A 12,865-nucleotide genomic window follows, 5' to 3' on the forward strand; every position below is an offset into this window, starting at 1 on the left:
GGCCGCTGAGAGGAGGGCCGTGACGAGTGCCCGGCTTCTACTTGGAGTAGAAAACTCCGGCCTTGCCGCTGCTGACGCTGCCATTCTTGCCCCAGATCCAGTGCTTGCCGCTCTTGTTCCCGGCAGTGATCCTCTGCCGGTGGTTAGTGTCGTAGCCGGTCTTCCCGCCCAAGGAGACGCCGTAGACGCTGACGGCAGCCGCGAATTTCACGCTCTTGCCCTTTGCGAGGGAGAAAGTCTGCCCGGAGCCCACGTAGTTGCGGTTGGCTTTCGGGGACTTGTTGAAGTTCGCGGAACCATCCTTGCCAGAGACGTCCTTGCCCAGCTTTCCGAGCGCACCACCGCTGGGAGCCTTGTACCGCTTGGGCTCGATCTTGTACCAGGTAGAGCGCACGTTGCCGCCGCACATGTACTGGCTCTTGGTCTTCACGTACTCGATCGGGATCTTGTACTGCTTGGCGTAGTGCGAGCCCTTGTTTGCGTACCCGACGGAAATGTTGACGCTCTGGGACAGCTCCTTGGACGCGCCGATGGACCAGTTGCCGGTGGATTTCACCGCCGTCTCTACGCTGGTGCTCATGGACGATTCGTACTCGAACCCGGCCTTAGAATCCCACCCGGCGTGAGCCTCGCCGACGACGGTGTATCTGATCTCTGATCCGACGGGGTAACGGACCGTTTCGCAGTTCCCGGATGCGCCGGATCCTGGCGGCGGGCTGTAGGGCTGCACCACTTCGGCACTGACGTCTTGGCCGTCGACGATGTAGGGGTTGTAGTTGGCAGACAGGATGTTGGTGTCGCTCTGCCACCGCGGGTCCTCACCGTCCAGCACGGCCGGATTCGCCTCGGCCTTGGCCGCGTATGTCTGCGGTTCCGTGGAACTCACGAAGGAGTCCTTGGGGCCGCCCTCAGCGTCTCCGGTGTTGGGGGTGAGCTTCACGCTGTGGCCGTTGTCCGGGCCGGCGATACTGGCATCCACAGCCGCCTGATCGGTCATCGCGCTGAGGGGGTCGACGCCGAGCATCTTCACCCCGCCGCTGGTGGTGCCCGCAGTAACAGCGTCGAGGTTCAGGATGCCGCCGTTCGCGTCCTTCGCCTGTTGAACGGCGTCCGGGAGCGTGTCGGGAAGGGTGAAGGACCAAGAACCGTCGGCCTGGGTCGTGGCGTCGCCGACGACGGTCTCCTTGGTGGGGTCGGTGGCGTCGATGTCTACGTCGCTGGCAAGAAGCCTGACGACGAGACCTGGCGCTGGCTGGCCGTTGCCGAGCGTGAACTTGCCGGTCACGGTGCGGGACGCGGGCGCAACAGGATCAGCGGCGGGCTCGCCCGTCAGTGCGTCGCCGGTGTCGTCCGGGGGAGTGCCGAAGAACGGAGCCTTCTCGGGGTCCGGGTCGGTCAGGCAGGGCCCCGCATCGGCCATGATGTCGCCGACGATGCCGGAGCGGATGTCGTCGTCGGCGCTCGCCCACGGGCTGGTGGTGAACGCGCGAATCTGCCCCGTGGTGTCGGGATCACTTGTGACGGACTGAGTGCTGATCGCACCCCAACCGGGCGACCATGCCTGAGTTGCGTCCACCCCCGTGGCATAAGTGCCGACCCCGTACACCATTGAGATCTTGGTGTCGGTCCCGTTTGCGTTTTTCACCGGTTGCCACAGGGCGCCCTTGATCGTCCCGTTGGTCAGCCACATCACTCGCGAGTTGATCATCCACGCGTCGTCTGCCTGCGCTATGTCATCGACATACGGGCCCAGCACGCTCGGTGAGGCGAGCGGTGTCAGGGTGCCATTGCCCGTAGCGGGGTTGGACTGCTTGTAGACGTCCATGGATCCGTCGGACCTGACCACGAAGATCCACTCGCCGTTGGTCATGATCCGCTTGGCCGACGACAGGTTGATGGCGTATGTCTTGACTGGTGTCAGCAGGGACCCGCCCGTAGCGGTGTTGTCCTTGTAGGACTTCAGCTGCCCGCTCGCCGTCGCCTCGTAGATGACGCCGTTGCCGCCGCCGGTGAACACCTTGCTGGTCCCAGGCAGGTTTGCCGTGTACAGGGTGTCGAGCAGGTCGGTATCCGCGCTCTTAGGCCCCCACTCCATGTACTTGTGGAGCACACGGGTGCTGGAGCTGCTGGTGGCCGGCTCCAGCACGTAGGTGGGCACGGAGAAAGTCGTGCAGGTGGCGTCATCAGCGTAGGCCGCGTGGCCTGCGGTCAGCCCCTGCGGAAGCACGGAAAGCCCTGCGCTTACCACAACAGTGCTGAGTACTCGGACGGCTACAGCGGTGCCGCGTCGTCGTGCGGTCGATGACATTGGTTCCCCCCAATGTGCTGGCGAGCACCGGTCGGCGCCCGCGATGCCGCACATCGAATCATGGTCAAACCCGCAGGCCACCATCACAAGCGGAATATGGACTTCCGTTAGATCATCCTTTGTGTCCCCGTTTGGGGGTCGCGCGTCCGATATACGGACACCTTCCGTTGAGTGGAATCTGAGCCTTCAGGACAATAGCTTTGCTATTAATTGACTCTTCCGTGAATGAATCATTGTGATGTCTGTCGAACCTTCGGGTGGATCACCGTCGCCCAGACCCTCGCCTCCGGCGCGGGACCGGGTTCAAGGCCACCGACACCCGCTCCGGCCGCTGGCTGTCCCTCACTCGCGGCGTCGACCCCCAGCGCGTGAGCGCAACTGACAACTCCGGCCGCACGGTCGCCTACGTGACCTCGGGCGCGATCGCCTCCGGCACGGCGAAGATGACCGTCACCGACGTGACCGGCGGCAGCACCGTCTACGCCTACGACACCTCGGGACGCATCAACCAGGTCACCAGACGGCGCGGCGTCGAGCTCGCTGGGAGCGCGCCGGACAGACAGCGGGGCCGGTGGCGCGGGCGCTGGCGGCGTGAGCAACGGAAATGTCGCCGCCACGGCATTCAAACGGAGGTTCGATGATGAAAGCGTGGAAACGGTCGGATACCGGCGTTCGTGTGCCGCGACTCCGGCCGGGACGGCATCGTTGGGCAGCGCGCAGAAGGAAGCCGTCCATTGCGGGGACGCCATGGACGTGAGGGTAGGAGGGGACCCGTGAGCGACCGCAGCTCCATCGAGTGGACCGAGGCGACCTGGAACCCGACGACGGGCTGCGACCGGGTGTCGACCGGCTGCGACCACTGCTACGCCCTCACGCTGGCAAAGCGGCTGAAGGCGATGGGGTCGGCGAAGTACCAGAACGACGGGGACCCGCGCACCTCGGGGCCGGGGTTCGGGCTGACGCTGCACCCGGAGGCGCTCTCTGTACCGTACGGGTGGAGGAGTCCGCGGACGGTGTTCGTGAACTCCATGAGCGACCTGTTCCACGCGCGGGTGCCACTGGACTACGTGCGGCGGGTCTTCGATGTGATCGCGGACACGCCGCAGCACACATACCAGGTGCTGACCAAGCGGGCGCGGCGGCTGTGGCTGGTCGCCAGCCGCCTCGAGTGGCCAGCCAACCTGTGGATGGGTGTGTCGGTGGAGACCGCCAGAGAGCTGCCGCGCGTGGATGCCCTGCGACGCGTTCCGGCGGCCGTCCGGTTCTTGTCGTGTGAACCACTGCTCGGCCCGCTCACGGATCTGGACCTGACCGGCATTGACTGGGCGATCGTGGGCGGCGAGTCCGGGCCAGGTGCCCGGCCGATGCGTGCGGAGTGGGCCGCCGACATCGTCGAGCGGTGCCGGCGCTCTGGGACCGCGCCGTTCGTCAAGCAACTCGGCTCCTGCTGGGACAAGACGCACCACAAGGACATCACCCAGTTCCCCACCGCCCTGCGGGTGCGCGAATACCCGAAGATCAGAGATATCACTCCGGTTTGACCGGCGGAACTGGATCAGGCCGTGCGGGGAAGGCTGACCCAGCTTTTGCTGCTCAGCTTGCCCGGCGACTGGACTGCGACGGAGCCGTCCTGCCGCATCTGCCGCACAACTTTCAGCGCGTGGGTTGGCATCCAGCGGGCGGTCTCGGTCAGCAGCCACTGCCCGACGGTCTCCACCGTCGCCCTGCCGAGCGCGAGACGCTGGGTGACCAGCTCGATCAGCTCCGGGTCGCAGGCGTCGGAGACCTGGAAGATGTCGAGCTGCCCGTCCGGCGTGGCCCCGCGGGTACGGGGATCCTGGAAGCTCTCCCCGTCACGGTCGTCGACCTTCCACATCGCTTCCTTCATGGCCTTCAGCCCTGCGTCACTGCCGGTGCCGAAAACCAGGTACAGAGGCTGGCCAGTGCGGGGCACGAGCCGGAACTGCAGCTGGTAGCTGAACCCGGCCCGCCGCAGCGCGCTGCGGTAGGTGCCCAGCCACGCCCGCCACCGCTCATCGGGCCGGGCCTCGTCCGCAGCCGGCACCCAGTGCTCCCGGCCGCCGAACACCTCGTCGAGGATGTCCGCGTTCAGCTCCTCGCGGCGGCTGAACCAGTTGGGGCCAAACGTGGTGATGATCTCGCTGGAGCGGTTGCGGGCTATCCGCCGGGTCACCTCCAGCGGCACGTTCACGCTGCCCCAGCTGTCGAAGATGCCGAGGATCGGATGACCCCAGGCGCCCAGTTCCGTCAGCACCGGCAGGCTGTCCCGGCCCGCGTCACCGCGCCGGACTTCTACCCGCACCGGCAGGTCGGCCAGCTTCCCGAAGCGGTCCGTCAGTTCGGCCAGGAGATGTTCGTGGCGGGCCCGGTCCTTCTCGATGAAGATCAGGTGCACTCGGCGCGGGCTGAGGTTCATCCGGTCCACGGCGGTGTGGTGCAGGAGCCGGTCCAGGATGAACACCGGCGAGCCCGGCTCGCCGCCTTCGTAGCGTCCCGGGCCGGCGAACGCGTCCAGCAGCGTCACCCGCGGCCTGCTGTAGTTCGTGCGCTGGGAGGTCTGCAGGAGAATCGGCCACCAGGCGTCCAAGTACCGCTGGTATAGGCGGTGCTTGGCTGCCGTAGCAGGCTCCAACGGCCACAGAACACCCATGCTGGCCCCCTCGGACAACAGAATGTGGCACCGATTGTCCGCTGAGTACCCGTCAGGCGCCAGAGCGCATGTGGCCGGGATGCCGGGGTGGGGCCGTAACCTCGGTGTCCCGGTGGGCGGCTTCGGGTAGCACCTCTCGGAGCTATCGAGGAGGGGAAGAAAGTGGGCAAGGCGAGTCGCGGCAAGAAGCAGCGAAGCCGGGACAGCTCGACGACATGGAGCGCAACCGGGGCAGCACGCGCCGCACACCGAACACGAGCCGATAGCTTGCGGCTTCTGCAGCAACGTATGGGTACGCACCATGATGGCGTCGAACACGGTCAACCGGATGGCGGAGCTGCGCACCGTACTTCATCACAGCAACGCGCCTGAGGACCACCACGAGAACTTAGCGTTCGCGATGATGCTCGGAAAGCAGGGGCGAAGGCCGCCATGGCCGTCAAGCCCCGCCGAGGCGGCGCAGTGGCAGCTCCAGCAGATCTTGAAGCTGCTTGATGGCGCTGATGTCCTCATCATCTCGCCAGCCGCCCACGCGGCCGTCATGGCGGCGGCCGCCACCCTGGAACCCGCCGACGTCGGCACGCTCGATAAAGACCGGGACATTCCCATTCGGGCAGGCCTGCTGGTGCTGCCGGAACCCGTGGTCGTGGAGAACCGAGGTGGCTCCGTTTCCGACATCCGTGCCTTCGGTTGGCAGCTTGTTACTCAGCATCAGGTCCTGCCGAACGCCCAGTACCCCGGGGTCCAGCTCACCTGTTTCATGGATCGCGACGGCCCTGTACAGCCGCAGTCCTGGCGCCTCGCCGTCGCCCAGGCCCGCGCCTCCGGATCACCGCTGCCTCCACTCGTCCCAGACGGCATCTACGGACTTCGAGCCGACACTGCACTCACCGCTGAGAGCAACGAACAGCACGCCGAGATCTCCGAGGAGCACCGCAGGCTGAACACCGTCCTGAACCAGGTCGCCGAACACAGAGCTCTGCCGGCGGAGGAAGGGCAGTGGGACGGCGGCCGGATCAAAGACACCGACGACGACTTCGCCGCCCGGTACGCGTTTGCCTTCTGGCGGCTCGCCGCCCAAGGCGTCACCGTGCTCGGCGCCCCGCGCCAGGCCGCCGAGAGCGGACCACCACACCAGGCCCGGGCTCAGTCAGCGGACCCGGACGTCCGCGTCATCCGCCTCGCCAATCAGGTGCCCGCGCAGCGTTCGGCGGCGGATGACGGCGCGAGCCGGATCTACCACCACCGGTGGACCGTCCGGATGCATAAAGTCCGCCAGTGGTACCCCAGCGCCCAGGAACACCGGGTGATCTGGCGCGGCCCCTACATCAAAGGCCCGGCTGACGCACCTTTCATGGTGGGCGAGAAGGCATACACCGTGACCTGACACCAGTCACGGCTCGACGCTCACAGGCCGGGGCAAACCCGCCACCTCAGACGTGTGATCCGGGCCAGCGGCGTACTGCGTAGGGGACCAGCCAGCCCTGCACCTACTCAAGTTTTACTGGCTGTATCGCTCCAAGTAGACAGACGTGAACACCGCGACCTTGGCGCGCAGGGCCCAGAGATCGAAGGGCTTGCTGATGTAGTCGACGGTGCCGGTCAGCACCGGGCTAACGAACCGCGGAGTGACAGCACGCCTATGGCGTTGAAGCGGGGGATGTTGCGAGGGGGCTGTGCGGGATATCCATCGTCGGTTGCCAGGGTGCCGTCCGAGTGCCGTCCGGATCCATACCGTGTGGCCATCGCATGCGGAGCATCGATGCCCAAACCTTGTGTTCGTATTCGACAGAGGCTCCGCCGTGGTCGGCAACTTCCCGGGCCAGGATCGTCGCGTTCTCCCGGTCCCCGGCAGACTCCCGCATCTCAGCCAGTTGGCGCAGGACGTCGGTGTCGCCGTGGTCGGCGGCCTGCCGGGCCAGGGTTTCCGCGCTTGCCCGGTCCCCGGCAGACTCCCGCATCATCGCCAGCCGACACAGGGCGATGGTGTCACCGCGGTCGGCGGCCTGCTGGCTCAGGGCTTCGGCACCATCACGGTCCCCGGTTTCCTCCCGCAAAACTGCCAACTGGCGCAAAGCATCGGTGTCGCCGTGGTCGGCGGCCTGCCGGGCCAGGGTTTCCGCGCTTGCCCGGTCCCCGGCAGACTCCCGCATCATCGCCAGCCGACACAGGGCGATGGCGTCACCGTAGACGGCGGTCTTCCGAGCCAGGGCTTCGGCACCGTCCCGGTCCCCGGCGAGTTCGCGTGTCACCGCCAGTTGGTGCAGGGCATCGGTGTCGCCGAGGTCGGCGGCTTGACGAATCAGGGCTTCGGCACCGTCCCGGTCCCCGGCTTCCTCCCGCATCTCAGCCAGTTGCCGCAGGGCGCCGGTGTCGCCGAGGTCGGCGGCTTGACGAATCAGGGCTTCGGCACCGTCCCGGTCCCCGGCGAGTTCGCGTGTCACCGCCAGTCGGCGCAGGGCATCGGTGTCGCCGAGGTCGGCGGCCTGCTGAATCAGAGCCTCGGCACCGTCCCGGTCCCCGGCCTCCTCCCGCATCTCAGCCAGTTGGCGCAGGGCGTCTGGGTCGCCGAGGCCAGCGGCCTCTTGGGCCAGGGCTTCGGCACCGTCCCGGTCCCCGGCCTCCTCCCGCATCTCAGCCAGTTGCCGCAGGGCGCCGGTGTCGCCGAGGTCGGCGGCTTGACGAATCAGGGCTTCGGCACCGTCCCGGTCCCCGGCTTCCTCCCGCATCTCAGCCAGTTGCCGCAGGGCGCCGGTGTCGCCGAGGTCGGCGGCTTGACGAATCAGGGCTTCGGCACCGCCCCGGTCCCGGGCGAGTTCGCGTGTCACCGCCAGTTGGTGCAGGGCGTCTGTGTCGCCGAGGCCAGCGGCCTCTTGGGCCAGGGCTTCGGCACTATCCCGGTCCCCGGCTTTCTCCCGCATCTCAGCCAGTTGGCGCAGGGCGTCGGTGTTGCCATGGCCAGCGGCCTGTCGCGCTAAGACTTCGGCGCCGTCCGGGTCCCCAGCCTCCGCACGCAACACCGCTAGTAAGGCCAGCGCCACAGGGCTTCCGTGGGTGGCGGCACGGTGGCGCAAGTGATGAGCCCACTGCAGCCGAAGACGTCTCTCGGCTTCATCCGCGATGCGGTTCAGGTCATCGGGGTGAGCGAGATGCGTAAGGGCGGCATACCAGAAAGATGCAGGTGGGCACAGGTGACGGCGACTGGCGCGGCCGTGTTGCTCGAGGTAGTCGGCGAGCCGGAACTGAGGTCCTCTCCCTGCCTCTGCACCCGTGGTGGCGGCACAGGCAGGGGCGGGTGGACGTCGCAGGGGGCGGGGGGAGGTTTGTCGTAAGGGAGCTTGTTTGCCGTGGACAGGCTTGGCGAGTTCGGCGTATGCCTGTTCTGGCCAACCGTCGGTGAGCTGGTCGTAGTCGCTCTGGCTGAGGTAGTCAGTGGCGGCATCAGTGAGGAAGGCCTGGGGGAGGTGCAAGCCGACGCCGAGGCGGCGCGCGTCCATCGCGGCCTGCAGCACTGCCTTGGCGGCTGGGCCGGCATGCTGGTAGCGGTTGAGAAGCTCGGGAGCACCGGCCAGGTCCTGGGTGATCCGCCCGTCGGCGTGTGCACGGGTGAGGGCGTCGGCCAGCAGCCAGTCGCCATCCTCGGCGAGAACCTTGGCCGCGGCCAGGGCCGGGGCGTCAAAAGCATCGGGTACTGCCAAAAGGTGGCCAGCGAGTAACTCTCTTACTCGACTGTGCAGATCCGGCTCGGCCGGTATGGGCAGAGCCGTGTACTGGGTGGCGTACTCGGGCCAGAGCGTGCCCAGCACCAGCACGGGCCCGCGCTCCCGGCTGACCAGTAGACGGTGCACGGCTGCCGCGATCTGCTCACCTACTGCCCGGTCGCCGAGGTAATGCTGGGCCTCGTTCAACCACACCACCGTCCGGGGCCCGACGCGGTGCAGCTGCTCCAACGCGGCCTGCGCCCTGGTCGGGTCGAAGGGATGCCACAGCCGCCACCCCTGATCCGCAAGGGGTTGGACGGCCTCCCAGCACGCCCGTGTCTTGCCCGTCGAGGAGGCGCCCACCAGCACCATGATCCGACTGCGGCCGGCCATGGTGTCGTCGACTGCTTTGTCCAGCACCCGGTCATGCTCGCGGCGCACATAGGCGGGCCAAGCCCGCTCTGCAGACATGTCGGAGCCCGCGGCCGTCGGGCCGGGTCCGGCCCGGTGGACCTCCAGGTCGTGCGGCGCCCACTCTCCAATGGGGCGGCCCGGCCCCTCTGTCGTACGTGGGCCCGCTTGTTGCACCGCGGTGCGCTGCAACGCAAGCATTTCTGCCTCAGGCAGCTGCAGTGCGCGTGACAGCGCCGCCACCGTCTCCGCGGACGGCACCGGCTTCTGAGGAGAGAGCGCCTCCGAGACGGTGGTCCGTCCCAGACCCGCCCGCCGGGCCAGCTGGGTCTGGTTCAACCGGGCCCGGGCCAGCCCGTCGGCCAGTCTCCCGCGCAGTTTGGTGAGTTGCGGGCTGTGGCCGTTCTGCTCGTCCATGTACCTTCCCCGAGGCCCCGATGTGTTCGCCGGTGTTCATTCTCATCCCGGCGAACCCCGGCGAACACCGGTTCCATGACCTTCGACCACGTCAACGTCCCACCACTTACCGGGAGTCCTCGTGGCCGTCGTCCTTCTGACCACCGCGCTCGTGATCGTCGTCGCACTGCTGGCCGCCGCCGGGACGGGCAAACTCGCCCGCATGGAGGGCGCCACGTACGCCACCGCACTCACCCGGGCCGCCGCCGCCTTCGCAGCGGTCCTCACTCTCGCCGCGACCGTGACCGCGGCCTTCGCAGCAATGTTCGCCTGAATCACCAGACGGATGCTGTCCTACTCGTACGGAGCAGGTACGGCTCCGCTACCTGGAACAGACCGGAGCGGGGGGTAGAACGTCACCAGGGTGCGGGGGGGTTCCGAGCCCCAGGTGGTGCATCCCGGAGTCAACGTCGCCTTCTCCGTCTGTCGACGGTCACGCAATTCCCCACCGCTGTGGTCACGTAATTCCCCAGGTCGTGGGACGTTGCATTGCATGATGTGGAGCGAGTGCGTCGGCTTGGGCCTGCGCCATCGTGGCTCTGCCGGCGCCGGTGGTAGCTGTCGCGGCGCCGGCCTGAGAAGCTTTCCGATGTCGGTGCTGGCTATTCGGTGAGGGACATTCGAGGTGCATCGCGACGATCAGTCAGTGAACCTTTCGACCCCGCTGTCGCTGGAGCGGGTCGCTGAGATCAACGAGGTCATCGACCGGATCACACGCTGGGCGAGGGGCCGCGAAGACATCGTCGGCCTGCTCTTGGTGGGATCGTGCGCCCGCAACGCTGCGCGACCGGACTCCGACATCGACGTCGTCCTGCTCACCACGGACGAGTCCCGATATCTCCATGAGGATGCCTGGTCCGTGGAACTCGGCCTGGGCGAACTGATCCACACCCAGCCGTGGGGACCGATCACAGAACGACGCTATTCTACGGCCTCCGGCCTGGAGGTCGAGCTGGGTATCGGCTCTCCGACCTGGGCAAGGATAGATCCCGTCGATCATGGGACGCATCGTGTCGTCACCGACGGTGCCCGGGTGTTGCACGACCCGACAGGCATCCTCGCCGACCTTCTCGCGGCCTGCTAACTGACCGGCGGCTTGTCGGTGGGGCCCTTGGGCCGCTTGGGATTCGTCCGCGATCCGGCGGGCACACTGATCGGCATGACCAGCGGCGGCAACCCGTACTACTACGTCACCGACAACCAGGGCGACCCATCCGTCCTGGTCGACAACTCCGGTGCCAAGCAGGGCCGCTAGGACTACAGTCCCACCGGCAGCGCACGCTCCGGAAACTCGGCCTCCCTCGACCAGCCCTTCGACTACACCGGCGCCTACCTGGACTCCAGCGGGCTGTACAAAAGGGCGCACGCTACAACGACCCCACCCTCGGCCGCTTCACCCAGCCTGACCCCTCGGGCCAGGAGCAGAACGCCTACCTGTACTCGAGCGGCGATCCGATCAACCGGATCGATCCGACTGGGCTCTGGAGTTGGAAGAGCTTCGCTCTCTCAGGTGTCGTCGGGGCCGTCGCAGGCGCGGCGGGGGGTTGCGTGACGGGCGCCGTCACCGCAGGCATCGTTGGGTCGGCCGCCGGTCCCGCCGGAACAACCGTCGGTGTCGTGGGCGGCTGCGGCATTGGAGCAATCGTGGGCGGTTACGGCGGCCTGACCTCGGGATTGGTCACTTACAGCCTGAACCAAGCACTCTTGCAGGAAGGGGGACCACCATCGTAACGATCGTAGTTGTAGGTGTCCTTGTCGGAGCGGTTGCTGGCGTCGTAGCGGTGCTAGTCGTGAATCGTTCGAGAAGGAGGCGCTAGACACACCCACTGCCAGCAGAGCTGGCCCGGATGGTGCATTCCGGACCAGCCCTGCTGGCGTCCGCCTGCTTAGACCAGTCCATGAACCGGGTGTTGTGCTCCATGCGTCGCAGCTGGTCCAGTTGCGGGGCGGCTTCCTCCTGCGCGTACTAAACCTGCTGGCGGAACTGGTCGAACTGTGCCTCGTTCACTGCGTGCCTGGCCGTGTCGTCGGCCATCGCCTTCGAGGCGATCGCCGGGCGGCGCAGGAAGTCCGCGGTCCACCAGCTCGCGGATGAGCGCGAGGCTGGGCACCACATGGCTGACCCCAATGCGAGATCCTCGTCGAGCGCGCCGTCGGGCGCTCAGGAAATGGGGCCGCCCTCGTTGAGCCTGCTCGACAGTTAATGAAGACACGGGACGCCTTCATCGATCTCCTTCGGAGCAACGACGGCATGTTTTGGCCTTGACGGTGATCTGGCCGTCGGGTGTGACCGGATCGAGGCCCAGTTCACGGCCCTGCGCTACTTCACCCTCGCCGGCACCGATCACGCCAGTCACAAGGAGCAGGGCAGCATGACCCACCGCTACGTCATCTGGCGGAACAAGCACGTCCAGGACGAGCGCCTACGCGCGGTCGTGAGCAGGGTGAACGTCGCCTGACGTCGTAAGAGCCGCATCCCGACGGAACAACGCGGTCCACAGGTAGGTCACGCCGAACAGTGCTGACTCAGGGGGCTCCTCCCGCATGCGGCGCAGTTCCACCTCCCCCAGGTCGGAGAAGATCCAGCGCAGCGATTCGGGGGTGTAGGCGAGGCCGCCCTGCAGCTCGCGTTCGCGGTAGAGGTCAGCGTCCGTGAGTTCCGACCCTGTTCCCCCTTCGCCGGCGGCGAAGCTGGTGAGCGCGAGATGGCCGCCAGGGGCGAGGACCCGGTCGAGGAGGGCCAGGTAGCTGACCCGGCGGTGCGGCGCCAGATGGTGGAAGCAGCCCGAGTCGACGACCAGGTCGTATGGGCCGCTCAACTCGGCCGCGGGGAGCGCGAAAGCGTCACCGCACAGGAAACGGACGTCGACTCCGGCCTCGTGGGCCCGGTCCTCACCCCAGGCGACGGCCACCGGGGAGAGGTCGACGGCGTCCACCTCGAAGCCGCGCGAGGCGAGGTACAGGGCGTTGCGGCCAGGTCCGCATCCCAGGTCCAGGGCCCGGCCGGGAGCGATTAGGCCCTGGTCGAGGTAGGCAGCCAGGTTCTCGTCCGGCTTTGACACGAAGAACGGGACCGGCCTTGACCGGTCGGCATAGAAGCGGTCCCAGAAGCCCTTACCGTCGCCCGTCGCCAAGCGGCTGGCCTCGGACTCAGATGCGAAGAGCCCGTCCAAGAGCGCGAGAACGTCCTCGACGGTGCGCACGGTCCGGTCCATTCGGCCCCCCTTTCGACCGATGCCGATCATAGAAGCGAGGATGGCAAAAGACCAGGTCAGGCAGTATATGGCGGCGGCCGGAACAGGCTGCCGCAGGCCTCGG

10 protein-coding genes and 2 pseudogenes are annotated in these 12,865 nt (G+C 67.1%); 6 read left to right on the forward strand and 6 right to left on the reverse strand.

Annotation, left to right across the window (positions count from 1 at the left end):
- Positions 1–37: 37 nt before the first annotated feature.
- Positions 38–2,158: a hypothetical protein gene (locus EV284_RS03805; protein ID WP_130330195.1), complete on the reverse strand. Its 2,121-nt coding sequence runs from the start codon at positions 2,156–2,158 to the stop codon at positions 38–40.
- Between the two features lie 518 nt (positions 2,159–2,676).
- Between EV284_RS03805 and EV284_RS03810 the strand changes: the two genes are divergently transcribed.
- Positions 2,677–2,949 carry a hypothetical protein gene (locus EV284_RS03810; RefSeq protein ID WP_130330197.1) on the forward strand — a complete coding sequence of 91 codons (273 nt, stop codon included), beginning with the start codon at positions 2,677–2,679 and terminating at the stop codon, positions 2,947–2,949.
- A 132-nt stretch (positions 2,950–3,081) separates the two neighbouring features.
- Complete coding sequence (locus EV284_RS03815) at positions 3,082–3,849, forward strand: phage Gp37/Gp68 family protein (RefSeq protein WP_130330199.1); 768 nt, start codon at positions 3,082–3,084, stop codon at positions 3,847–3,849.
- A 14-nt stretch (positions 3,850–3,863) separates the two neighbouring features.
- Here the strand turns inward: EV284_RS03815 and EV284_RS03820 are convergent, their stop codons facing one another.
- The gene (locus EV284_RS03820; protein WP_130330201.1) at positions 3,864–4,979 is read right to left on the reverse strand and encodes a three-Cys-motif partner protein TcmP; all 1,116 of its coding nucleotides are present in this window, start codon (positions 4,977–4,979) and stop codon (positions 3,864–3,866) included.
- Positions 4,980–5,280: 301 nt separating this feature from the next.
- Here EV284_RS03820 and EV284_RS03825 point away from each other — a divergent pair, with 301 nt between their 5' ends.
- Positions 5,281–6,366 (forward strand): hypothetical protein, encoded by a 1,086-nt coding sequence (locus EV284_RS03825; protein ID WP_130330203.1) that lies wholly within the window; start codon positions 5,281–5,283, stop codon positions 6,364–6,366.
- A 114-nt stretch (positions 6,367–6,480) separates the two neighbouring features.
- On the opposite strand, the pseudogene EV284_RS33100 reads toward EV284_RS03825, so the two are convergent.
- Together EV284_RS33100 and EV284_RS03835 are read right to left on the reverse strand one after the other, a co-directional pair.
- Positions 6,481–6,579 (reverse strand): annotated as a pseudogene (locus tag EV284_RS33100) (response regulator); the annotation flags it as partial.
- 40 nt (positions 6,580–6,619) lie between these two features.
- Positions 6,620–9,508, reverse strand: coding sequence for a helix-turn-helix domain-containing protein (locus tag EV284_RS03835; RefSeq protein ID WP_130330205.1), 2,889 nt, complete (start codon positions 9,506–9,508; stop codon positions 6,620–6,622).
- Positions 9,509–9,629: 121 nt separating this feature from the next.
- Here EV284_RS03835 and EV284_RS03840 point away from each other — a divergent pair, with 121 nt between their 5' ends.
- Positions 9,630–9,821 (forward strand): hypothetical protein, encoded by a 192-nt coding sequence (locus tag EV284_RS03840; protein WP_130330207.1) that lies wholly within the window; start codon positions 9,630–9,632, stop codon positions 9,819–9,821.
- A gap of 372 nt (positions 9,822–10,193) precedes the next feature.
- Positions 10,194–10,631 (forward strand): nucleotidyltransferase domain-containing protein, encoded by a 438-nt coding sequence (locus EV284_RS03845; protein WP_242625551.1) that lies wholly within the window; start codon positions 10,194–10,196, stop codon positions 10,629–10,631.
- Positions 10,632–11,513: 882 nt separating this feature from the next.
- On the opposite strand, the gene EV284_RS33505 is transcribed toward EV284_RS03845, so the two are convergent.
- Positions 11,514–11,663, reverse strand: a complete 150-nt coding sequence (locus EV284_RS33505) for a DUF6192 family protein (RefSeq protein WP_278045811.1) — start codon at positions 11,661–11,663, stop codon at positions 11,514–11,516.
- A 172-nt stretch (positions 11,664–11,835) separates the two neighbouring features.
- Between EV284_RS33505 and EV284_RS33655 the strand changes: the two are divergent.
- Positions 11,836–12,006, forward strand: a pseudogene (locus tag EV284_RS33655) (transposase); the annotation flags it as partial.
- Here EV284_RS33655 and EV284_RS03860 read toward each other — a convergent pair.
- On the reverse strand, positions 11,971–12,762 hold the full coding sequence (locus EV284_RS03860) for a class I SAM-dependent methyltransferase (RefSeq protein WP_130330211.1): 792 nt from the start codon (positions 12,760–12,762) through the stop codon (positions 11,971–11,973). The pseudogene EV284_RS33655 and the gene EV284_RS03860 overlap by 36 nt on opposite strands.
- Positions 12,763–12,865 lie beyond the last annotated feature (103 nt).

The sequence above is a fragment of the Streptomyces sp. BK022 genome (assembly GCF_004217355.1).
Taxonomy (GTDB): domain Bacteria; phylum Actinomycetota; class Actinomycetes; order Streptomycetales; family Streptomycetaceae; genus Streptomyces; species Streptomyces griseoluteus.